18 protein-coding genes are annotated in these 21,112 nt (G+C 48.9%); 5 read left to right on the top strand and 13 right to left on the bottom strand.

Annotation, left to right across the window (positions count from 1 at the left end; all coding sequences use genetic code 11):
• Positions 1–191 precede the first annotated feature (191 nt).
• Complete coding sequence (gene rtcR, locus J2X05_RS18035) at positions 192–1,796, top strand: RNA repair transcriptional activator RtcR (RefSeq protein ID WP_310075147.1); 1,605 nt, start codon at positions 192–194, stop codon at positions 1,794–1,796.
• A gap of 191 nt (positions 1,797–1,987) precedes the next feature.
• Here the strand turns inward: rtcR and cysD are convergent, their stop codons facing one another.
• Positions 1,988–2,908 carry a sulfate adenylyltransferase subunit CysD gene (gene cysD / locus J2X05_RS18030; RefSeq protein WP_310075145.1) on the bottom strand — a complete coding sequence of 307 codons (921 nt, stop codon included), beginning with the start codon at positions 2,906–2,908 and terminating at the stop codon, positions 1,988–1,990.
• A gap of 36 nt (positions 2,909–2,944) precedes the next feature.
• Positions 2,945–3,880 (bottom strand): sodium-dependent bicarbonate transport family permease, encoded by a 936-nt coding sequence (locus J2X05_RS18025; RefSeq protein ID WP_310075143.1) that lies wholly within the window; start codon positions 3,878–3,880, stop codon positions 2,945–2,947.
• Between the two features lie 126 nt (positions 3,881–4,006).
• On the opposite strand from J2X05_RS18025, the gene J2X05_RS18020 reads away from it, so the two are divergent.
• A complete protein-coding gene (locus J2X05_RS18020) occupies positions 4,007–4,966 on the top strand; it encodes a LysR family transcriptional regulator (RefSeq protein ID WP_310075141.1) in 960 nt (319 codons plus the stop codon).
• On the opposite strand, the gene J2X05_RS18015 is transcribed toward J2X05_RS18020, so the two are convergent.
• Genes J2X05_RS18015 through J2X05_RS18005 form a run of 3 tightly spaced genes read right to left on the bottom strand, consistent with a single transcriptional unit; the run spans position 4,949 to position 7,192 of the window.
• Positions 4,949–5,821 carry an endonuclease/exonuclease/phosphatase family protein gene (locus J2X05_RS18015; RefSeq protein ID WP_310075139.1) on the bottom strand — a complete coding sequence of 291 codons (873 nt, stop codon included), beginning with the start codon at positions 5,819–5,821 and terminating at the stop codon, positions 4,949–4,951. The two genes, J2X05_RS18020 and J2X05_RS18015, sit on opposite strands and share 18 nt — an antisense overlap.
• Positions 5,818–6,135 carry a putative signal transducing protein gene (locus J2X05_RS18010; protein ID WP_310075137.1) on the bottom strand — a complete coding sequence of 106 codons (318 nt, stop codon included), beginning with the start codon at positions 6,133–6,135 and terminating at the stop codon, positions 5,818–5,820. Before J2X05_RS18010 ends, J2X05_RS18015 begins: the two co-directional genes overlap by 4 nt.
• Positions 6,136–6,157: 22 nt before the next feature.
• Entirely contained in the window at positions 6,158–7,192 is a 1,035-nt protein-coding gene (locus J2X05_RS18005; protein WP_310075136.1) for an FAD:protein FMN transferase, read from the bottom strand.
• Between the two features lie 90 nt (positions 7,193–7,282).
• Between J2X05_RS18005 and dauA the strand changes: the two genes are divergently transcribed.
• Positions 7,283–9,103, top strand: a complete 1,821-nt coding sequence (gene dauA, locus J2X05_RS18000; RefSeq protein WP_310075134.1) for a C4-dicarboxylic acid transporter DauA — start codon at positions 7,283–7,285, stop codon at positions 9,101–9,103.
• Here the strand turns inward: dauA and eptB are convergent.
• The 4 genes from eptB to J2X05_RS17980 all read right to left on the bottom strand — a co-directional run bounded on the left by eptB (position 9,059) and on the right by J2X05_RS17980 (position 13,823).
• The gene (eptB, locus tag J2X05_RS17995) at positions 9,059–10,765 is read right to left on the bottom strand and encodes a kdo(2)-lipid A phosphoethanolamine 7''-transferase (RefSeq protein ID WP_310075132.1); all 1,707 of its coding nucleotides are present in this window, start codon (positions 10,763–10,765) and stop codon (positions 9,059–9,061) included. The two genes, dauA and eptB, sit on opposite strands and share 45 nt — an antisense overlap.
• A gap of 124 nt (positions 10,766–10,889) precedes the next feature.
• The gene (gene rdgC, locus J2X05_RS17990) at positions 10,890–11,807 is read right to left on the bottom strand and encodes a recombination-associated protein RdgC (protein ID WP_310075130.1); all 918 of its coding nucleotides are present in this window, start codon (positions 11,805–11,807) and stop codon (positions 10,890–10,892) included.
• Between the two features lie 249 nt (positions 11,808–12,056).
• On the bottom strand, positions 12,057–12,677 hold the full coding sequence (bamJ, locus tag J2X05_RS17985) for a BamJ family beta-barrel-assembly machinery protein (RefSeq protein WP_310075128.1): 621 nt from the start codon (positions 12,675–12,677) through the stop codon (positions 12,057–12,059).
• Between the two features lie 45 nt (positions 12,678–12,722).
• On the bottom strand, positions 12,723–13,823 hold the full coding sequence (locus tag J2X05_RS17980; RefSeq protein WP_310075127.1) for an AI-2E family transporter: 1,101 nt from the start codon (positions 13,821–13,823) through the stop codon (positions 12,723–12,725).
• 156 nt (positions 13,824–13,979) lie between these two features.
• Between J2X05_RS17980 and J2X05_RS17975 the strand changes: the two genes are divergently transcribed.
• Positions 13,980–14,903, top strand: a complete 924-nt coding sequence (locus J2X05_RS17975; protein ID WP_310075125.1) for a substrate-binding periplasmic protein — start codon at positions 13,980–13,982, stop codon at positions 14,901–14,903.
• Positions 14,904–14,946: 43 nt separating this feature from the next.
• On the opposite strand, the gene J2X05_RS17970 is transcribed toward J2X05_RS17975, so the two are convergent.
• The 4 genes from J2X05_RS17970 to J2X05_RS17955 form a co-directional block, all read right to left on the bottom strand.
• On the bottom strand, positions 14,947–15,117 hold the full coding sequence (locus J2X05_RS17970) for a FeoB-associated Cys-rich membrane protein (protein WP_310075122.1): 171 nt from the start codon (positions 15,115–15,117) through the stop codon (positions 14,947–14,949).
• A 20-nt stretch (positions 15,118–15,137) separates the two neighbouring features.
• On the bottom strand, positions 15,138–16,997 hold the full coding sequence (feoB, locus tag J2X05_RS17965; protein ID WP_310075121.1) for a ferrous iron transporter B: 1,860 nt from the start codon (positions 16,995–16,997) through the stop codon (positions 15,138–15,140).
• Between the two features lie 12 nt (positions 16,998–17,009).
• On the bottom strand, positions 17,010–17,312 hold the full coding sequence (locus J2X05_RS17960; RefSeq protein WP_310075118.1) for a FeoA family protein: 303 nt from the start codon (positions 17,310–17,312) through the stop codon (positions 17,010–17,012).
• A gap of 109 nt (positions 17,313–17,421) precedes the next feature.
• The gene (locus J2X05_RS17955; RefSeq protein WP_310075116.1) at positions 17,422–19,818 is read right to left on the bottom strand and encodes a fatty acid cis/trans isomerase; all 2,397 of its coding nucleotides are present in this window, start codon (positions 19,816–19,818) and stop codon (positions 17,422–17,424) included.
• Between the two features lie 172 nt (positions 19,819–19,990).
• Between J2X05_RS17955 and J2X05_RS17950 the strand changes: the two genes are divergently transcribed.
• Entirely contained in the window at positions 19,991–20,830 is an 840-nt protein-coding gene (locus J2X05_RS17950; RefSeq protein WP_310075115.1) for a DUF3014 domain-containing protein, read from the top strand.
• The last annotated feature ends 282 nt before the right edge of the window (positions 20,831–21,112 follow it).

The following is a 21,112-nucleotide window of genomic DNA, read 5'->3' as shown; positions in this document are numbered from 1 at the left end:
GCTTTCATTTTGTTCGCTGTTTGCTGACACAGCTGTTATTGCAGGCATAGTGCCAACTTCGATCAATAAGTTTTAAATTTACTTAAATTATTGATTTATAAGGATTAAAAAGTTTAATTGTGTGTTTTTGGTGACTGACGTAGAATTTGTGAATATTAAGTATTTATCTAAATAGATAGGAGTATATCTATATGAATAATGTGGTTATCGGAATTCTCGGTTCAAGGCTGGATCAATTTGGGTTGGGGAAAAGGCGCTGGACGCGCTGGCGGCCAACTGTAGCAATTACGATGCATGCGGAATTCCCGATTCACGAGTATTTGCTTATGTATTTGCCGGAAGATGAGGCGTTGTTGCGGGTAGTGTTGGCGGATATGGCTGAAGTTTCCCCTCGCACCAAAGTCACCACAGTTCCGATTGCCTGCGACGACCCCTGGGATTTTGAGCAGGTCTATAGCCAGATTCATGCAGTAGCCGTGAGTCAGACTTTTGATGTTGAGCAAAATAATTATTTTGTAAATATCACCACGGGCACGCACGTCGCACAGATTTGTTTGTATTTGTTGACTGAGGCGCATTATCTTCCTGGCAAACTCTTGCAGTCATCGCCGGGCAAAAATGGTGTCCAAGGAACCTATCATTTGATTGATTTGGATCTGTCGCGCTATGACCAAATCGCGTCGCGCTTTGCCAAAGAATCGCGCGATGCAGTAACCCATTTGAAGAGTGGAATTCAAACGCGTAATGCAGCGTTTAATGAATTGATTGCGCAGGTGGAGCAGGTCTCGATTAAATCTACTGCGCCTATGTTGCTAAATGGACCCACAGGGGCGGGAAAATCCCAATTGGCAAAACGAATTTATGAATTGAAAAAACAACGAGGACAGTTGTCAGGGAATTTGGTTGAAGTGAATTGCGCAACACTTCGTGGTGATAATGCAATGTCGGCACTCTTTGGTCATGTTAAGGGAGCGTTTACTGGCGCGCTCAATGCGCGCGCTGGTTTGCTGCGCGAAGCCCATCAAGGGTTGTTATTTCTCGATGAAATAGGTGAGCTTGGTCTGGATGAACAGGCAATGCTGTTGCGTGCGATCGAAGAAAAAATCTTTATGCCCTTTGGCGGTGATCAAACGGTTAGTAGTGATTTCCAATTAATCGCTGGTACCCATCGCGATTTATTTGAATTGGTGCGACAAGGATTATTTCGTGAAGACTTATTGGCGCGAATCAATCTGTGGACTTACGAGCTGCCTTCATTGAAATTGCGCAGCGAGGATTTGGAGCCGAATATTGAGCACGAGTTGAATAATTATGCGCGCAAGGCCGGTCACAAGGTGAGTTTTAATAAGGCGGCGCGTGCGGCTTACTTACAATTTGCCTATTCCCCGCAAGCACTCTGGCGGGCTAACTTTCGCGATCTCAATTCCAGCATTACGCGCATGGCAACGCTGGCGGTTGGGGGGCGAATTACTGAGGAAGTGGTCGCAGCGGAAATTATTCGTTTGCAACGTGCGTGGCAGGGTTTTCAGAATGAGAATATGACAGGGAGTGAGCGCCTGCTGGAGAATTATTTCTCATCGTCGCAACTGGCAGATTTGGATTTGTTTGATCGATTACAGTTGAGTGAGGTCATCAAGGTGTGCAAGGCGAGTCGATCTCTGGCTGATGCAGGACGTACATTATTTAATGTGAGTCGCGACAAAAAATCATCCATAAATGACTCACATCGTGTTAAACAATATCTACAAAAATTTGGGTTAACCTTTCAGCAGATTTGTACTCCCAATAAATCGTAATAGCGGTATTTTGATTGTGGTCAGCTCATAGGCTATGGTGGTGCTCTGGGGCAAATCGAGTGCAATATTGCTTCCAGGGAGGCTTGGAATAGCGATGGGGCTTTTTGGTGGTGTATTTTAGATGGCTATCGACTTTTTGTTTGCCAACCAATTAACCAGCCAGCCGCAATCGCATAGCTACTCGGAATCCCCTAAAAATACCCTTCGCGCTTTTTCTTCTCCATCGACCCAACCTGGTCTTTATCCAGCATGCGCCCTTCGCGTTCGCTGGTTTTGCTTGCGATTAATTCTTGAATCACATCTTGCAGGCTGGTTGCATCGCTTAAAACGGCGCCGGTTTGTGGATAACAACCCAGCGTCCGGCAGCGCAGTGGGCGGATTGCCAGGCTGGCGCGTTCGGTTTCGCTCAAAAATGGCAGCATGCGATCGTCGTCCAGAATTAAATATTGGCCGCCGTCATCGCTGATCCAACTCATGCGTGGGGCGGACAAGTAGAGTGAGACCAATTCAATATTTTCGTTGAGGATGTATTGCCAAATATCCAACTCGGTCCAGTTGGAAAGCGGGAATACGCGTACTGATTCACCCTTGTCGATTTTGGTGTTGTAGATGTTCCACAATTCAGGGCGTTGATTTTTAGGGTCCCAGCCTTGGTGTGAATCGCGTACGGAGAATACTCGCTCTTTCGCGCGCGATTTTTCTTCATCGCGCCGCGCGCCACCCAATGCGGCATCAAACTGATGCTGTTTCATAGCTTGTTTTAAGGCTTGGGTTTTCATCAAATCGTTGTATTTCACCGAGCCAGAGGTGATGGGGTGAATGCCCATCGCCAGCGCTTCTTCATTGGTGTGTACCAAAATTTTCAGTTTATGTTTTGCTGCCATCGCATCGCGAAAGCGCGCCATCTCGGCAAACTCCCAGGTTGTATCAACGTGCAGGAGTGTGAACGGAACAGGCGCGGGATAAAACGCTTTGCGTGCGAGGTGAAGCATCACTGTGGAATCCTTGCCAATCGAATAAAAAAAGCAGGGGTTTTCAAAGCTGGCTGCCACTTCGCGGATGATATAAATCGCTTCGGCTTCCAATTGTTGCAAATGCGTTTGACTGTACATAAATGCTCCGCGAATCACTGTGCTAAGTAAAAGAAGTTAGATGCTGATCCACGTGAGCATCTGGTAGTAAACCGGAATCCCCACCAACACATTCAACGGAAATGTCACTCCCAGCGCTGCAAAAATTGCGAGCCCGATATCGGCTTCTTTAATTGCGGCTTGGATTGCAGCAGGAGCGGCTATGTAGGAGGCGCTAGCGGTGAGCGCAGCCAGGATGAGTGTGCTGCCTTCAGGTAAACCTAACGCAATGCCTGCGGCAATACCTATCACCGCCAACGCAAAAGGCGCGATAAGCGCGAAGCTGATCAAGCGCCAATGTTGTTTGGGAAAAGGATGCAGATGTTGCGAGGCGCACACGCCCATCTCCAATAAAAATAACGCGAGCAAGGCTTTAAACGCGCCGAGAAATAATGGGGCTATATCTTTGCTCGCGTCTGGCCCGTAGAGGTAGCCAATAATCACACCGCCGGCGAGCAAAACCACTCCGCGACTGGTGAGCGCTTCGTGCCAAATTCCCTTCATGCCGCCGGTGCTGCCCGTGGCTTTTTTGTATAACAAAATCGCGACCACAATCGCCGGCAATTCTAATAGCACTAGGTACAAGGTGGTTTGTGGGGCAATGGTTAGGTTGTTGGCTTCCGCAAACGCCAGTGCCACCGCAAAGGTACCCGCACTCGCTGAACCATAGTGAGCGGCGATGCTGGCGCTGTTGGCTGCGTTGAGCAGGATGAATTTGCGCAGGAGCGGGTAGAGCAGTAGCGGTATCGCAATACCGAGCAGGATGACCGTAATGACTTCTGGCAGTAAGTGCCAGCTTACCTGGCCATGCAGTGCCAGCCCACCTTTGAGGCCGAGGGTGAGCATCAGCAGAATGCTCAGGGTATCGTAGGCTGCCTTGGGGACTTTGAGATCGGACTTGGCCAAGCCGGCCAGTACGCCGAGTAAGAAAAACATAATAACGATATCGGGCATGCTGATTTCCAGATGAATGATGTACCTGGCGGCCATTGTGGCGATGGGCATTGATAGAAGATAATTAATGTTTATGTTTTTTAATATTTACGATTATCTATAAGTATTCCTAAGCAAGGGTACCCTATGAATATCCGCCATCTGACCTTCCGCCTGTTGCAGGTCTATATCGCTGTGGTGCGCACGGGTTCTATCTCCCAGGCGGCAGCGCAATTACATCTCACCCAGCCCACGGTTTCGCTGCAAATCAAACGCCTCACCGAAGCGGTGGGAGAGTTGTTGCTGGAGGTGCGCGATGGTCAGTATCAGCCGACCTTTGTAGGTAAAGAGCTGTATCACGCCGCGCTTGATGCACTCACGCGCTTTGATGATTTCAATGGTTTTTTAAGTGATGCCGCGCAGGGCACTAAAGGGCATTTCAGTATTGGGGTTGTGACTACTGCACAATATGTTTTGCCGCGTCTGCTCAGCCCCTATGCACAACAGTATCCGGCGGTGGATGTGACTTTTAACATCGGTAACCGCAGCAGCGTTTTGCAGCGGTTCCAAAATCAGATGGACGACTTGTATTTATTCAGCCATCCGCCGACCGGCGATCATGTGGTCAGTGGCCGATTCTTGCGTAATCCGCTGGTGCTGATTGCACCGATTCACCATTGGGCAGCGCAAAAAACACAAATTGATTTTTCCGAATTGATCGACGAACGTTTTTTAATGCGCGAACCGGGCAGTGCGACGCGCATGGTGTTTGAAAATTTTTTGCGCGAACAGAATTTACAGCTGCATAAAACGTTGCAGATTGAAAGCAATGAAGTGATCCGGATGAGTGTGGAAACCGGGCTGGGGTTGGCGGTGTTATCGGAGCATACATTGGCGCAAACGCTGTCACAGTCCAACGCAAAAGTCGCCGTCATCAATGTGCGCGATTTTCCGTTGAACAGTCACTGGTATGTGGTGCGTCATGGCGATAGACGTTTGCCTATCGCCGCACATCATTTTATTGAGTTTATGAATGCCCATTTACCGGAATGGGTGGAAGAAAAATATATCCGAAATGAATTGGCGGTGCTACTGGGCACTCACTGATGCATCTGCCGGTGCTGCGGAGGTGTCGATGTTGACTATGACGGGATAGTGATCTGATGGATAAATATTATTGTAGATGGTGGTATCGACTTGATGGCTTTGTACTTTGGTGGATTTCTTCACAAAAATAAAATCGATTTTATTGTTTGGCTCTTTGTTTTCACCAAAACCATTAAATGTTTTTCCACCACCGACTGCCGGTGTAATGGAAGTTTTTTCTGCATCTGCCAAAACCTGGGTGATGATATCGTAGGTCGCAGATGGCGCGGTGAGATTAAAATCGCCGGTGACCGCAATAGGTGATGCTGCATCTAATTTTGCAATCTCACCAAGCAGCAATTTTGCACCTTCTTGTCGTGCGGTTTCGCCCTCATTGTCTAAATGGATATTAAAAACATGCAGAAATTGTTTAGATTGCGCATCGAGTAATTTGGCGATGCTCAGTGTGCGGCGATAGGTTGCATCCCATCCGAGTGATGGTTTGAGTGGTGTTTGCGACAGCCAGAGTGTTTGTTGGGCTTGCAGTGAAAAGCGTGCCGTGCGGAATAAAATCGCTGTGGTTTCACCTTTGTCGCGGCCATCATCGCGGCCGACCCCCATCCAAGAATAATCATCCAGCATTTCAACCAAATCTTCCACTTGGAACAGTTCAGCCTCTTGTAAACCAATCACATCAGGGTTGTGGGTTTTGATCAGGTGCGCGACAAAATATTTACGCTTTTTCCAGTTGTGTGGATTTTCCGGGGCCTCACACAAGCCGCAACGGATGTTGTAACTCATCACGGTAGCAGAAGTGTTTGCAAGCGCGCTGGATGTTAACCCCAGCAATAAAAAAAACAGGATAAATTGTTTCATTGCGCCATCTCCGTTTTGTCAGTTTGGCAATTCCAGCAGGTTTCAAATGCTGCATCATTATTTTCGTTACAGCTTCGGCATATCCATTCAGGTGCATTGGGTGCACTCAGTGCATTGGCAATAATCTGAATCGCATGATCGTAATCGGCATCGTCAACTACCCACAATTCTGGCCAGGTATCAAAGGGTGCTATTTCACCAATTGCGCTGGACGCAAATTCATTTTTCCACACCACACGAATTCCCGCCTGTTCAAGGATGTTGTGTGCATTACCGACCAGAAAACGGTTTTCGTGGGTGTAGATGAGTTTCATGTTGTGTCCATCCAATATGTTGTTAAGGGTTTTTAAAACTCACATCTTTCATTTCATTCATAGCGTTACTTTGTGACTCAATTAATTCATCGCCCTGTTGGTCGATAAACAGCACAGCGAGATTATTGTCATTGGCGACTTGTAAACCTTCTTTGCTGCCCAGGCATAGCAGCGCGGTAGACCAAGCGTCGGCAAAGGTAGGATCTTGATGCAAAATCGCGACAGAAACTGTGTTGTGCTCGACGGGTTTGCCGGTGCGTGCATCAAGAATGTGGCTATAGCGTTTGCCGTTGCTATCGAAGTAATGGCGATAAGTGCCGGATGCCATTAAAGACATAGGTACACCAGTATCAAAGCTGGCAATTTTGTGCATTTTGCGCTCATTTGGAAGTGGTTTTTCCAGTGCAATTTTCCAGGGTTCTCCATCCGGTTTTTTGCCACTGATTTTTAACTCGCCCCCAATTTCAACCAAATAATTTTTGACGCTGAGTTGTTCAAGGATTTTCACAATGCGACTTACCGCATAACCCTGGCCAATCGAGGAGACATCAATTCGCAATGCAGGAATCTGTTTGCGCAGGTGAGTTGCATCAACGGTTTCCAAATTGTCTAACCCAATGATTGCCATAGTTTGTGCAAGATCGGCGTCGCTCGGTGGGCTGAATACTTCTTTTTTAAATCCCCACAAATCGAACAGGGGTTTGACGGTGAGATCGTAACAGCCGTTGCTGGCGCGATGTACTTTGCGCGCTTCTTCAACCAGTGCGACTAATTCTGCTTCGGCTGGCAATACCTCGGTGGTTTGCGCTGCGTTAAATGCTTCGATGACTGAATCATCGCGGTAGTTAGATAGGGATTTATCCATGCGCGCAAATTCATCGGTTACGGCTTTTTCGATTGCGGACAATTCGGCAGTGGAATCAGCAGGCAATTCAAAGGTGAGATGGTAGGTAGTGCCCTGGGCAAAACCTTCAATTTTTGACAGCTCAGGGGTCTTGCTACAGGCGAGGGTAAGTGCGCAGAGTGCGCCAATCATGCTGCGGTACATCAAGCTCATGTTGTGTCTCTCAAGTCAACGTAAATGATCCAGAACAATTTGGGCAGCATTATAGCCCGCTATACTTTGAATACACCGGGTTTGTGTTGAATGGCCTCATTTTTGAGTCCATACAAGGATGTCTGGTGTGGATACTGCTTGGTATTTCGCTCTATCGATATTTTTATTGAGGTGTATATGCCCCATCGCGCACATTTATTTTCCCTACGCATTGCTCATGCTTTTCGTGAAGCCTGCTTTTCGGAAACTTATGGTGCAGCGCGTTTTACCCGCGATTTATTAGCGGGCATTACCGTTGGCATTATTGCCATTCCATTGGCAATGGCGCTCGCCATTGCCAGCGGTGTAGCGCCGCAATACGGGCTGTACACCGCTATCATCGCCGGTTTTTTAATTCCGTTGCTGGGTGGCTCGCGTTTTAGTATCTCCGGTCCTACCGCCGCCTTTGTCGTTATTCTTTATCCCATTGCACAAAAATACGGTTTGGGAGGATTGTTGGTCGCCAGTGTGATGGCCGGTGGAATTTTGGTGGTGATGGCGCTGCTGCGGTTGGGGCGTTTGATTGAATATATTCCTGAAGCGGTCACGCTGGGGTTTACCGCCGGTATTGCGGTAGTGATTGCGACTTTACAAATCAAAGATTTTTTCGGTTTGCAATTCGATTCAATGCCTGAACATTATTTGGAAAAACTCTGGCTGCTAGTGCAAAACCTGCCCGATTTCTATTGGCCGAGTTTTGTTGTCGCCGCTGCTACACTTGTCATCATGTTGTTGTGGCCGTTATTAAAGTTGCCTGTCCCGCCGCACCTGCCCGCACTTATTGTCGGTACTTTGGTCGCTTTGGTTTTTAATCAATCCGGCTTTTCTGTCGATACCATTGGCTCGCGTTTTTCCTACACGTTGGCTGATGGCACAACCGGGTTTGGTATTCCACCGCAGTTGCCACAATTTGAATGGCCCTGGCTACAGGCCGGTGCACAGGGTGAAGCGATTCAGTGGAATTCGCGTGTGGTGCAGGATTTACTCGCCGCTGCATTTGCGATTGCGATGCTTGGAGCAATTGAATCCTTGTTGTGTGCGGTGGTGTTGGATGGTATGTCCGGCAAGCGTCACAGTGCGAATAGTGAATTATTGGGGCAGGGTATCGCCAATATAATCACTCCATTTTTTGGCGGTATTACCGCGACTGCGGCGCTCGCCCGCTCGGCGGCCAGTATTAAGGCCGGTGCGGAATCACCAGTAGCAGGAATGATTCATGCGTTGGTGGTATTGCTTGGGCTGGTTGCACTTGCGCCGCTACTCGCTTATTTGCCTATGCCTGCAATGGCTGCCTTACTGGTAATGGTCGCCTGGGGAATGAGTGAAGCGCATAAAGCCGTACATTTAATTAAAACCGCACCACGCGGGGATATTTGGGTATTTATCACTTGTTTTGCGTTGACCGTTTTATTCGATATGGTGATAGCGATTACTGCGGGTATCGTATTGGCTGCGCTCTTGTTTATGAAAGAAATCGCCGCCATGACCCATGTGGATGATGTGACTGTTGATGAAAACGCTACCGATGAGACAAAGCAGTTACCAGAAAATTGGCGCGCGTTCAGTATTAGCGGGCCATTATTTTTTGCGGCGGCTGATCGAGTTTTTGGAGAGCTTTCAACGCTCTGTACGGTGCAACAACATATTATTCTTTCCTTAAAAGAGGTGTCACTGCTGGATGCTGGCGGATTGTCTGCGCTGAATAAATTAATTGCCAAATGCGAAAAAAATAATACCGAATTAATCCTGACCGATATTCCCAAGCAGCCGCTCAGTACCCTCGCGCACGCTAATATCAAACCGATTAAAGGCGTGCTGCGATTTTATCTAACGCTGGGTGAAGCGCGTCGGGTGGTTGTCGAAGGCCATTGACGTTGGGTTATCGCTACACCAATTATTTTGCGCTTTTATGCCACCATCAGGCGATGAGTAGCCCATGCAACCTAACAGGCTATCGAAAATTTGTTCGTGATGCGGGTTAAAATTATTTTTTTCACGCTTCTGTAAATTCGCAAAGAGTTGTTGGTGGTGTGGGTGCGCAATAAACTTATCAGATGCCCAGACAATAAAAGGGACGCGGAATTGTTCGGGCGGCGCCATCTCTTTGGGGGTGGCATGGAAGTGACGGTTTTCATCGATGGATTCGCCATGGTCGGGAATGTAAAATACCAACGCATTTTTATCGCGCAGTTTATCGAACACATTTTTCAGCATGTAATCAATATACAGTACCGAATTATCAAAGGAGTTTACCAATTGTTGTTTGGTACAGTTATCGTCTATATCTATGCATTCCGGGGTAAAACGCGCAAATTCGCGTGTATAGCGCTGGCTATACATATGATGTGAGCCTTTGGTATGTAGCACTACCAAGTGTTTTCCCTGTTGGTATTTGTTAATGGATTTTTCCATTTGATCAACCAATAACATATCGTCAATCGGGCGTTTGCCGTGAGCATATTCCGAGGCAATAATTTCACGGATCTCATAACTGTTGGCATCCACGCTGGAATAAAACCAGGCCTCGCTTTGCATCCCAAATAATTCCGAGGTGAAACCCAGTTTGCGCATCACGGCAAACACATTGCGCTCTTTGAGCGTGCGTTGGTCATCGTCTTCTGTGCCGTTTTCACGCACAAACATACAGCGCAAGGATAATTTTGTGGCGGTATCGCAGGAGGTGCCGCGCAGCGCGATCAGGTTAGGTTCCTGCGACAAAAACGGCGTGGTATCGCGCTCATAACCCAATAAACCCATGTGATCCCAACGGGTGGTTTCACCAATCACAAACACCACAAATAAATTATCGATGGCCGGTGTTGGTTGGTAAGTGAAATGGCTGCTCGGGTCATAGAGTTGTTTTGCGCTGGTATCTTCTTTGCCGAGTTGATGTGCATAAATCGCGAGGCTGGCGATCCAGTTGGTGGGCAAATAGGAGTGTGCAATTACACCGCCGATGCTCGCGGTGTATTGATTATTTTTGCGCGCCTGGTCCTTGGTGAGCTTGACAATGGTATCTATGCTGACATTGAGCACCAGTAGCATACCGACAGCGGGCACCAGCTTTTTGGCAAATACTCCAACACCATTCCACTGATTGCTATAGACATCTTTTAGCAGGCGGGTGCACCAGAGCCATAAGCATGGCATTAGTCCGACCAGCAGAAACCACAAGAAAAATTCGTGCCCGAGCGCTTCGCCGTTTAAATCAGTGTCCAGCGTCAGCGTTGAAACAATCACACCATAGCCAATGATTACATTGAAAAATGTCATGTAATAGCTGGCTGCAGCTGATGCAAGGAGTGTAAAACTCGCGAGCGTTTTATAGGCGATTTGGCCAAACAGGCTGAAAAAGCTGATGAGCAAATAGCAAAAAGCAAAGAGCGCAATGGCTGACAGCAAGGCAGAAATCACCTCCAGCCAGCCGCCGGATATGCCATTGCGAATCAGGCAGGCGCTATTGAGGATTACACCAATATAAACACTGAGCGCCAGCGACACTTGCCGCTGGCTAAAAACAGTTAGGGATCGCATTATTATTATCCACAAGGGTAATTGTATCTTTCGCTTTACTATCGGGCTTCTGGTTGAAGCACCATTCCCTTGTGAGACTAACAGACCTTACTTAAGGTTTTCTTATTAGTATTTTGTCCGTAACTCAATGGTCGAGGCGCGAATCATCTTCGCCGCCGAATGCAGCCAATAGTGCCTGAATAAAGTTCTTTAATTCAAGTGCCATAATCGCAAAGTCAGCGTCAAATTGTTCCGCTTTGCTTTCCGGATTGCGCTCGTTGGCCTTCTCGCTGATAACATCTTCAAATTTCAGACGTTTAACGGCCACCTGGTCGTCAATCACGCAACTGATCGCCTCTTTCCATACCAGTGCGATCTTGCTCACGTGCATACCACTTTCTAAATGGTTGCGAATCTCGGTTGCAGTGAGATCTTGTTTTTTGCAGCGGATGACCCGGCCATCTTTTGCAGCTTGCAGCTCTACTTCCTCGCCCAATTCAAACTGGTGCGGGGCTTGGCTTTCGCGCAACCAATGAGTCATCACTTGAGTGGGAATATTTTTTGGGGCGATAGGCAAACAGCGCAAACTGCCTAGTGCTTCACGCAGTTTACTCAGCAAATCTTCTGCGCGTTTCGCTGACGACGAATTCACCACAATCATATTTTCTTGTGGGGCGATATAGGCGTAATCCAGCGATGAGCGGGTAAAGGCGCGCGGTAAGAGCGAAAAAATAATTTCATCTTTTAATGTATCGCGCTCCTTGCGTCCAATTGGACGGGATTCCGCCTCGCTTAGTGCCAGCACTTTTTCTTCCAACTGTTCTTTGATCACACCACCGGGCAGGATTTTTTCCTGCTTCTTGGCGCAAATCATGATGTAGCCGTTGGTTACATGGATAAATTCGCTGCCGTGACGCCCAACCGGAAATTCAAAACCGTAACGCATCGGGTCCAGACTGCCGCAGGGGTTAAAACAAAATTCGGCGAGCTTTTCATTTAATTCTTCAGCAGAAATAGTCCACTGCTCGGTGAGGCGATACAAACGTAAATTTTTAAACCACATGGAAAATCCAACAACAGAAAAGGTTTTTATTTAGGGATGGAAAATTACTGGACGGTTGCGATGAAGCATGGGGTTCGGTGTGATCTTTGAGACCGTATGCAGCATGGACGACCCACATGGATGTGGGAAGTGCCGCAATTTGTATGGAACAACTGCGGCTGCTGCATCCGAGCCCCCAAGGATGGGTTCACGGCGTGTCGAAAAAGGTCACACCGGAGCCCATGCTGGTGGTCATTTCAAACTGAGGAATTAACCAACAATATCAATCAACTCAACATCAAAAATCAACGTCGAGAAAGGCGCAATGCTCGCACCTGCACCGCGCTCACCGTAGGCGAGATTGTGCGGTACATACAAACGCCATTTGGAACCAACAGGCATCAACTGCAGGGCTTCAGTCCAGCCTGCGATAACACCGTTGACCGGGAAATCAATTGGCTGGCCGCGTTTAACAGAACTGTCAAACACAGTGCCATCAATCAATGTACCGTGGTAATGGGTTTTTACTTTTGAGGTCGCGGTTGGAATCGCACCGGTACCCTGAGTGATCACTTCATATTGCAAACCTGAAGCCGTCACGGTGATACCGGCTTTTTTAGCATTCTCTGCCAGAAAAGCTTCGCCAGCACCTGCTAAAGCCTTGTGCTTTTCTGCTTCTTTGGCTTGCATGCGGGTATTGATCTCTTCAAATGCCGCTTGCATCTGATCATTGCTATAGGGCATATCCACACCGTTGAGCGCATCCATCACTCCCTGCGCAACTGCAGCGGCTGATACACCTTCAAAAGGATTGCTTGCCAGTTGGTCGCCCATTTGACGGCCAATGCCGTAGCTGACGAGCTCTTCAGTGGTCTTGTATTGGTTAGACATAAAATCAATTTCCAAGGGATAAATAAGGCCGCGCAGTCTAGCAGATCAGGCAGCAGAATCCTTACCGGAATCGGCGTCTGGTTGTCCCTCTTCGTCTTCACTGGGCACCATTACATGCACCTCACGAATAAAAATTCCCCAGAAGGCGATAAACAGCGCGGCGACCAAAGGTCCTATCACAAAGCCATTAATACCAAACAGCGCCAAGCCACCGAGGGTGGACAACAGCACTACGTAGTCGGGCAGTTTAGTATCGCGTCCCACCAGGATCGGGCGCAGGATATTATCGACCAGGCCAATTACGCCCGCGCCGAAGGCGACCAAAATTAAGCCTTTAACGTTATCGCCGGTGGCAAAAAGATAGATAGAGACAGGAACCCATACAATGGCTGGTCCCACAGCGGGAATTAGCGACAGTACCGCCATTACCACCCCCCAGAGCAGCGCACCGGGAATTCCCAGTACCCAAAAAATCAAACCGCCCAGCGTTCCCTGGATTGCTGCAATCACCAGGTTGCCCTTGATGGTGGCGCGAGTGACCTCGCCAAACTTTGCAAACAGCATACGCTCGCGTGCATCGCCCAAAGGCAGGGCGCGGATCAACAGCTCCAGCAAGTAATTACCATCGCGCAGCAGGAAAAAAGTCAGGTACAACATCAGGCAGATGTTCAACAGCAAACTGAAGGTGTTTTGACCAATACTCAGTGCATTTTGAGCCAACCACTTGCCACCACTCATGGTTACACTCAAAGCGCCTTCTTTAACTTTGGCAAAGTCAATGCCGACGCGATCCAGTGCCTGCTGTACTGCCGGAAACGCAGTGCGTATCTGCTCAATATAATGGGTGGGATCCACCTCACCTGATTCCAGTTTTTTGTAGTAATCAGCACCTTCTGCCACTACCGAACTTACCAGCACAGTGACCGGCAATACCACTACCAAAATACAAGCGGCTAAGGTCAGTAGTGCGCTGGTATTGGTGCGCCCCTTGAAGCGCTTGAGCAGGCGCGCTTGCATTGGGTAAAAAATTACCGTGATTGCACAAGCCCAAAAAATCGTGCCGAAAAAGGGTTTTAAGATCATCAAAAAACCGACGGTGACGATTAATAAAAATAGTAAAAATGTACGGGTTTCCAATTTTTGCATGGAAGTAATCCTTAACGAAGCTAGGGGATGGCATCGCGCCGACTATACGGGAGCGGGTGGTGAGTGTCATCCCTCGGCGCGTAATGCACTCTATTCGGCAGGATGATGGGTTTTATTCTATCCTTCGTAAATGTTGATTTGGTCGGTGAGCCCACTATGCCCAAGCCGTTGTTTGATCGTTGGCAGTCGCCTTTACGCACAAGATTGCCGCTCTGGTGTCTGGTGCTGGTCGCTGTGCAGCTATTGATGGCACCCGTCCGCGCGGAGCAAATCCGTATTCCGGTCAAGGTGCAGGCTACCGCATTTGAGCAACCGAGTGACTATTTCACTACGTTGCTGGTGATGGCACTGGAAGCCAGTAAAGCCGATAACGAAGAGATTGATATTATTTTCTCCCCGCGCGATTACTCGCAAGCGCGCTGGATCAATATGTTGCAGAGCGATAAAAGCAACTTTGTGATCTGGACTATGACCGATAAACAACGCGAGCAACAATTGCGCCCTATTCGCATCCCGCTATTTAAAGGATTATTCAGTTATCGCGTATTGTTAATCCGAAAACAGGAACAGGCGCGTTTTGATCATGTGAAAGATGTCGGTGATTTGGCAAAGCTGCTCGGTGGGCAGGGCACCCATTGGCCGGACACCTTGATTCTACAAGCCAACGGGTTGCGTTTGACTACTGCAGAGACAACGGAATCGCTATTTCGGATGATCAATGCCAAACGCTTCGATTATTTTCCGCGCGGTATTTCCGAGGCCTGGTTTGAACTGCTCCAACGTCAGGAAACCAATTTAGTCGTAGAAGAAAATTTGTTGCTCTACTATCCAACGGATATTTATTTTTTTGTTAACAAAAATAATGAACCTTTGGCGCAGCGTATAGAAAAAGGCATGGAGGTATTAATCGATAATGGCAAATTTGACCAATTTTTTTATAATCACCCGCGCGTTAGTTCCGGATTGGAGCGATTAAAAAACCGGCGCATTGTCGAATTAAGAAATCCTTACTTGCCAGCGGAAACCCCCGTGAATAATCCACGCTATTGGATTAATTTATCGACGTTGCAGGCAGATTAATTATTTGGCTCACACTATGAGCCGAATAGTAGTTTTAATCGGCTCAATGTTGTGTTTTTTCGGTGGGATTCGCGCAGCTCGATTCACTCGTCTTGGCGCAGCCGCCACAACCACCACAGGCGGCGGATTTTTTTGCTGAGGGAAATAGCCAGCGGCGCACTAAAAAAATCACCGCTGTGATTACACAAATCCCGACAATCACTTCTTGCCACATAATGATTCCCCGTCTACCGGTTAACCCACGATTGCGCTGGCGATTTGATAAGTGGCCCAAGCAGCAAAATAAGCCAATGCAAATAAATAAATCGTGAAGAAGGTGGTTGCTTTGGCGGAGTTGGTTTCGCGCTTTACCACTGCGATGGTGGAAATACATTGGGGCGCATATACAAACCACGCGAGGTACGCATAGGCAACCGGCAGTGACCAACTTGCAGCGAGCGCAGAGCCGAGTGCGACATCAATCGATTCTTCACCTACCGCATAAACGGTTGCCAGTGCACTTACGGCAACTTCGCGCGCGCCCATGGCAGGGATCAGCGCAATACACATCTGCCAGTTAAAGCCGAGTGGGGCAAACAGTGGTTGCATAAAGTGGCCGAGTTGACCGGCGAAGCTGTAGTCGATTGCGGGTAGCGTTGCATCGGCCGGTGCGCCGGGAAAGGTCGCCAAAAACCAGAGCACAATCGAGAGCGCGAGAATGATGGTGCCCACGCGGCGAATAAAAATCCACGCGCGTTCACGCAAGCCCATCAGTAGGTGATAGGCCATCGGCCAGCGGTAAGTGGGTAATTCGAGCAGCAGCGGAAATTCTTCGCGGCCGCTGGCGCGGCGGCGCATTATCCACGCGATCAATGCGGCACTGGCGACACCCGCGAAATACAGCGCAAACAGCGTAAGGCCTTGCAGATTAAAAAAGCCCCATACGGTTTGCTCGGGAATAAACGCGGCGATGATCAATGCATAAACCGGCAAGCGCGCCGAGCAGGTCATCAGTGGTGCAACCATGATGGTGATAAAACGCTCGCGTGGATCAGCGATAGTGCGGGTCGCCATAATGCCCGGCACTGCGCAGGCGAAGCTGGATAAAAGCGGGATGAACGAGCGGCCGGATAAACCCAAACCGCGCATTGGGCGATCGAGCAAAAACGCGGCGCGCGTGAGGTATCCGGTATCTTCCAGCACAAGAATAAAAAAGAAGAGGATGATAATTTGCGGCAGGAATACCAGTACTCCGCCAACCCCAGCGATAAGTCCATCGACAATAAAGTCTTTGAGAATGCCATCAGGTAAAACCGCGCCGACTAATCCCCCTAGTCCGCTGAAGCCTGCATCAATTAAATCCACCACGGGCGATGCCCAGGCAAATACCGCTTGGAAGATCACCAACAAAATACTGAACAACACCACCAAACCGAGCAGTGGATGCATTACCAGCGAGTCCAGACGATCCTGCCAGTGTGGCAAATGCGCCGGTTGGATCACGTGTTGGCTTATGATACTTTCGATTTCGGCGTAGAGCGCCTCTACCGATTCCTGACGGTCGCTGAGCGCGAGTACTTGCTCGCCTGCGGGTGTTGCTGGTTGTTGCGCGTAGCCATCCAGCACCTTCCGCAGCTCAGCTACACCTTGGCTGTTAACTGCGACGGTTTCGATAATGGGGATGCCGATAGCTTGAGCGAGGGCAGCAGTATTGATGCTGATGCCACGGCGCTTGGCTTCATCCATCTGGTTGAGTGCCAGAATCATCGGGCGGTTCAGGCTTTTGAGTTCCATCACCAAACGCAAACCCAAACGAAGGTTGCAGGCATCGATCACGGCGATCAGTAAGTCCGGGCGGCGTTCACCGGGGAGTTGCCCGAGGATTACATCGCGCGCGACCTGCTCATCGGGCGAAGTTACAAACAAGCTGTAGGTGCCAGGTAAGTCCAGCAGTTCGGCGGGTTTGGCCAAACCGGTCACCATACCGGAGCGGCGCTCAACGGTAACGCCAGGGTAGTTGGCAACCTTGGCGCGCGCGCCAGTCAGACGATTAAATAAAGAGGTTTTGCCGCAATTGGGGTTGCCAATCAAGGCGAAGCGAATGGGGGTGGACATGTTGCTACCTGGTTAAAGGCTGGGATTGTCGATTGGCTCGACACAAATTTTGGCGGCTTCAGCGCGACGCAAGGCGAATTTGGTGCCGTTGACTTGTACAGCGAGTGGATCAGAGCCTAACAGGCCAAAGCCGATGACTTTTAAAGGGGCACCGGGCAAAAAGCCCAGCTCTTTCAAGCGCAGGCTGACACGCTCATCCTGGGTGCCGAACAGTGGCTGCTCGATCAAACCAGTGACGCGCACTGTCGCGCCTTTGCGGCATTGATCCAGACGGAGTGTAGCGGGCAGCGTATTGGCAAACACGGCAGTATTCATAGTAAACACATATTGAATGTAAATGAGAGTGATTATTAGGAAGGATACTGTATTTGCCATCAAGCCGCAATTTGCGCTTGGTGGTTTTGTGTACTTTCTTTGCGCATGCCTAGCGATTTTCCAGCCGGTTGTAGTCCAGCAGAGCTGCCTCCTCCGGTTCGCTCAGGTGGTAAAGCTGGTGGACTTTATCGCTAAATGCCCAGAATTGCGGATTGCTGCGGCGTACCGCGTATTTGTCTTTTAATGCGCGATAGCTTTCTTCAGAGTCGAGTTGTTGAAATTGGGTAATAAATGCGTCGATTTCGGTTTCTTCAATCCGCAAAAAGCTATTGGGGTAGGCGCCAATAATACCGCGAGTGATAGTGAGGCTGTCCTCCGCGGGAATGCGTCGTTTGTCCTCGCCAAACAGTGACGACAAGTTGGAGTAGGCACTGTTGTGTACCAGCGTAAATAAACCCACATTCGGCATGTGAATGACAGTGGTCTGGGGTAAAAAACTGATTGCAGTTCCGCGTATGCTCTGTAGTTTTTCGTAGAGCGCCAGTTTGCGGGCAGGCAACTTTTTCGTGCTGATATTGTGATGCGACTGACTTGCCTGACCCAAGTAAGCTCGCAGTTTTTGGTACAGCTCCTGTTGCGGATTATTGGTGAGGTAGCGGGTATTGTTCGGTGCATCCACTTGCTTGATGTACAAATCCACATAGGTTTGCAAATGGGATTCGGCGTCGCGGTACCAGTAATTCATCAGCGGTTGTTGATCTTTTTCCGGCAGCATCCCCACAAAATTCATTTCACCTTCAATGCGTAAAAAATCCATATACAAGCGGCTTAACAATTGATGCGATACGTTGCCATACACGTCAAACCCCGCCACTAATAAATAGTGAATGCGTTCCAGTAGCGGGTAGCCTATTATCCAAGCCGTTTTCGGCGCTTTGCCAATCATTCCTTTATGCACACTCGCACTGTCGCTGTGGCGAAAAATTGTCAGCGCCGCATTAGGATTTTTACCCTTGTCGCCATCCCAAATTTCGTTCAACTCCAATCCGCCTTCAGCAGCAATTTTTTTACTCACAAACGCCGCTTTAGCCGCGAGATATTCTTTTTGCAATTCTGAGTATTTAAGCCAGTTGCTCATCGGTAGTAGCGTGTTGCCCGCTTCGGCGGGAAGCCGCAGGTGTTTGCTATTTTCCGCAAGGAACTTTGCATTGCCTTCGGTACTTTGATTTTCCGGTGCAAAAAAGAAAACCCAGAAATGATCCTGAATGACATTGAGCGCAACCTGCCCGCGACACACTGGGCCTTTAATAAAATTCATGATGGTGAATTGCGCTTCATCGAGCATAAAACGGTAGCGCGCGTTAATCGGTAGTTCGGCAAAAGTGACAAACGGGTTGGCCGCTATATCTGGTGCATATTCGGGTAAGGTGGATACCTCGTATGCGAAAGCAGGATCAGACGAGAGAAATAGTTGCTGCCATTTTTTCATGCGCGCGGGCGTGAGCGAATAAGGCATATGGGTTTTGGCTATCACACTCGATGGGTCTTGCCACAGGCGGTAGTAGACGCGGCTCACACCTGGGTCATCAAATGGGCGAGCGGTGCTGATTCTCGCTAATGGTTTTCCTGGCGGTGTGCTGGAGCGCACCAGCCGAAAATAGAGGTGAGGTGATTCGGAAAAAAATATCTGCGCTAAAAATACATGTTCATAAATATAGCGGCTGACGAGTTGCTGTTTAAGGCTGCCAGCATTAAAAAATGTTTCCCACTCTTCAACCTGTTTTTGTACCACTGCGGGTATCTCTGTTGCAGTGCCCATGGCAGCACCTTGAGCCAGCCACTCCATAGTGGTGTTGTGCTCGCTGCTACTTAACCCCGGCAAGCCATAAGGCATGCCCCAGAGTGGTTTGCTTTCAGTAAAGCTGGCGAGACTTTCTATCGTGGCGCAGTGATGCGCGTGGTCGATATTAAAATCAAAGCTTGCCGGCAGGATTGTCGTGGCTGGAAGTGGATGCGCTTTTTTTAACTCCAGCATTTGCGCCATCACCCCCGCATTAATATTCGCGGCGGGGATGTTTTTACGTTCATTCAAAACCGGATGAAATCCTTTGTCGCGCCACTGTGCTGTAGTGTTGGCATCTTCAAACAAGCGCGTGAGCGATGCACCGAGTAGTCGCGTACCGTCGTAAACCTTTCTCGGGTTGGCTCCGCGCAGCAGCCCTTCATATGCTTCAAGCTTGAGTTGGCAGGGCGCATCGTAGCAACCGTGGCAAACAACACAGCGCTGCTCAATAATCGGCTTGGTATCTTTGTAATAGGTTAATGTTGCCCGAGGCAGGGTATCGGTAATTTCGCGCGGGGTGGCTTTGCCGTAGCGCTGATCCCATTGCGAGCTTGTGATGCTTGTGCAGCCAAGAGTAACAAGTAGCATCAGTCCGAGAGAGCTGCGTGTTAAATACTTGAGTGGTTGGATAAGCGTGATGAGCAGAGAGTGCTGACGAAGCATAATTGTCCCTGGATTGACTGCACATGAGTTTCCCAGTCTAGCTCGCGGTAATAAATTGGGGAACTGGCGCCGGTCAAGGCTGTCCCCCTATAGAGGATTAGGCCATAATCCTGCTGTCTGTTAACTATTAACAACAGTTGCCATAAAAAATCGCCACATAAAGGGTATTGCTATGAGTGATGACTACCAACCGCGCAAAAATTCATCCACCACTATGATTGTTATTGTGGTGTTGGCATTGATTGCTGCTGCGGCTGCTTTCTTCTTTTTACGCGACGATGCCCCAATCGCATCACAAACGGTTACGACGCCAGTAGCGGTTGCCCCACAAGCGGTGGCTACCAGCAGCGCAGCTGCAGCGCCCATTGTTGAGTACGAACCACCGCAGCCGGTGATTGAGGTGGAGCCGCTGCCTGGCTTAAATGACAGCGACGCCAGCATAATTGCCGCATTGCAGCAATTGCGTGGCGAAGGTCTGTTGCAATTATTGGTGCCGCAAGAAGTGCTGCGTAAATTTGTGCTGGCGGTAAATAATGTGGCTGAAGGTAAGGTTATCCATGAATACCGCCCGGTAGTATCGCCACCACCCCCCTTTATTGCAGACACTTTTTCGGTGATGGTCGAAGGTACCGCAGTTGACCAGGAACGTGTTTCCCCCAACAACTTCCAGCGTTACGAACCCTATGTCACCACCTTAGCCTTAATCGATAGCGACGCAGCTGTTGCTGTATATCGCCGTTTTTACCCACTGTTAGAGGAAGCATTTCGCGAATTGGGTTTGAAAAAGCCTAATTTTCACAGCGTGATGATTGCGGCCATCGATAACATCCTCGCCGCTCCCGATGTACAGGGCGATTTGTTGTTAGTGCGCCCCAAAGTGTTTTACCAATTCGCTGATCCTGCGCTTGAAACTATGCCTCAAACGCACAAATTAATGCTGCGCATGGGCCCCGAAAACGCGCGCAGTGTGAAGGCCAGCTTGCGCCAATTGCGGGCTCGTTTAGTGAACTAATGGTTCATGTTTGTGCATTATTGATTTCTGCTCCCTCCACTATAAAAAGCCGCATTGAGCGGCTTTTTTATTGTCTGCAATTTCGAGTGTGTATTTTCGTAATAACTTTGCTTTAACCGAGAAAAATATATTTTTGACCCTTTCTGTCGCCTAAATTATCTAATTGGCTGATTTGTAACAAATTTATTGAGAAATCCCCCTGTTTTCCGTCGGCAACAGAACTTTACATTGCCTTACAAAGATGTTGACAACGTTGTCCTGTGGGGATAGTGTTGGCTCATC

Source organism: Cellvibrio fibrivorans (assembly GCF_031457055.1).
In the GTDB taxonomy this organism is placed as follows: Bacteria; Pseudomonadota; Gammaproteobacteria; order Pseudomonadales; family Cellvibrionaceae; genus Cellvibrio; species Cellvibrio fibrivorans.
The sequence above is the reverse complement of the archived record's forward strand: the minus strand, read 5'-3'. Positions and strand labels throughout refer to the sequence as shown.

Bases quoted from the DNA above. Each gene is read 5' to 3' on its own strand.
- rdgC (WP_310075130.1), bottom strand. From the start codon at position 11,807: ATGTGGTTTAAAAATTTACGTTTGTATCGCCTCACCGAGCAGTGGACT.
- J2X05_RS17955 (WP_310075116.1), bottom strand. From the start codon at position 19,818: ATGCTTCGTCAGCACTCTCTGCTCATCACGCTTATCCAACCACTCAAG.
- dauA (WP_310075134.1), top strand. From the start codon at position 7,283: ATGGCCTCATTTTTGAGTCCATACAAGGATGTCTGGTGTGGATACTGC.
- J2X05_RS18010 (WP_310075137.1), bottom strand. From the start codon at position 6,135: ATGAAACTCATCTACACCCACGAAAACCGTTTTCTGGTCGGTAATGCA.
- J2X05_RS17980 (WP_310075127.1), bottom strand. From the start codon at position 13,823: ATGCAAAAATTGGAAACCCGTACATTTTTACTATTTTTATTAATCGTC.
- J2X05_RS18005 (WP_310075136.1), bottom strand. From the start codon at position 7,192: ATGAGCTTGATGTACCGCAGCATGATTGGCGCACTCTGCGCACTTACC.
- J2X05_RS18015 (WP_310075139.1), bottom strand. From the start codon at position 5,821: ATGAAACAATTTATCCTGTTTTTTTTATTGCTGGGGTTAACATCCAGC.
- J2X05_RS17960 (WP_310075118.1), bottom strand. From the start codon at position 17,312: ATGAATACTGCCGTGTTTGCCAATACGCTGCCCGCTACACTCCGTCTG.
- J2X05_RS17970 (WP_310075122.1), bottom strand. From the start codon at position 15,117: ATGTGGCAAGAAGTGATTGTCGGGATTTGTGTAATCACAGCGGTGATT.
- rtcR (WP_310075147.1), top strand. From the start codon at position 192: ATGAATAATGTGGTTATCGGAATTCTCGGTTCAAGGCTGGATCAATTT.
- J2X05_RS17975 (WP_310075125.1), top strand. From the start codon at position 13,980: ATGCCCAAGCCGTTGTTTGATCGTTGGCAGTCGCCTTTACGCACAAGA.
- cysD (WP_310075145.1), bottom strand. From the start codon at position 2,908: ATGTACAGTCAAACGCATTTGCAACAATTGGAAGCCGAAGCGATTTAT.
- eptB (WP_310075132.1), bottom strand. From the start codon at position 10,765: ATGCGATCCCTAACTGTTTTTAGCCAGCGGCAAGTGTCGCTGGCGCTC.
- bamJ (WP_310075128.1), bottom strand. From the start codon at position 12,677: ATGTCTAACCAATACAAGACCACTGAAGAGCTCGTCAGCTACGGCATT.
- J2X05_RS18020 (WP_310075141.1), top strand. From the start codon at position 4,007: ATGAATATCCGCCATCTGACCTTCCGCCTGTTGCAGGTCTATATCGCT.
- feoB (WP_310075121.1), bottom strand. From the start codon at position 16,997: ATGTCCACCCCCATTCGCTTCGCCTTGATTGGCAACCCCAATTGCGGC.
- J2X05_RS17950 (WP_310075115.1), top strand. From the start codon at position 19,991: ATGAGTGATGACTACCAACCGCGCAAAAATTCATCCACCACTATGATT.
- J2X05_RS18025 (WP_310075143.1), bottom strand. From the start codon at position 3,880: ATGCCCGATATCGTTATTATGTTTTTCTTACTCGGCGTACTGGCCGGC.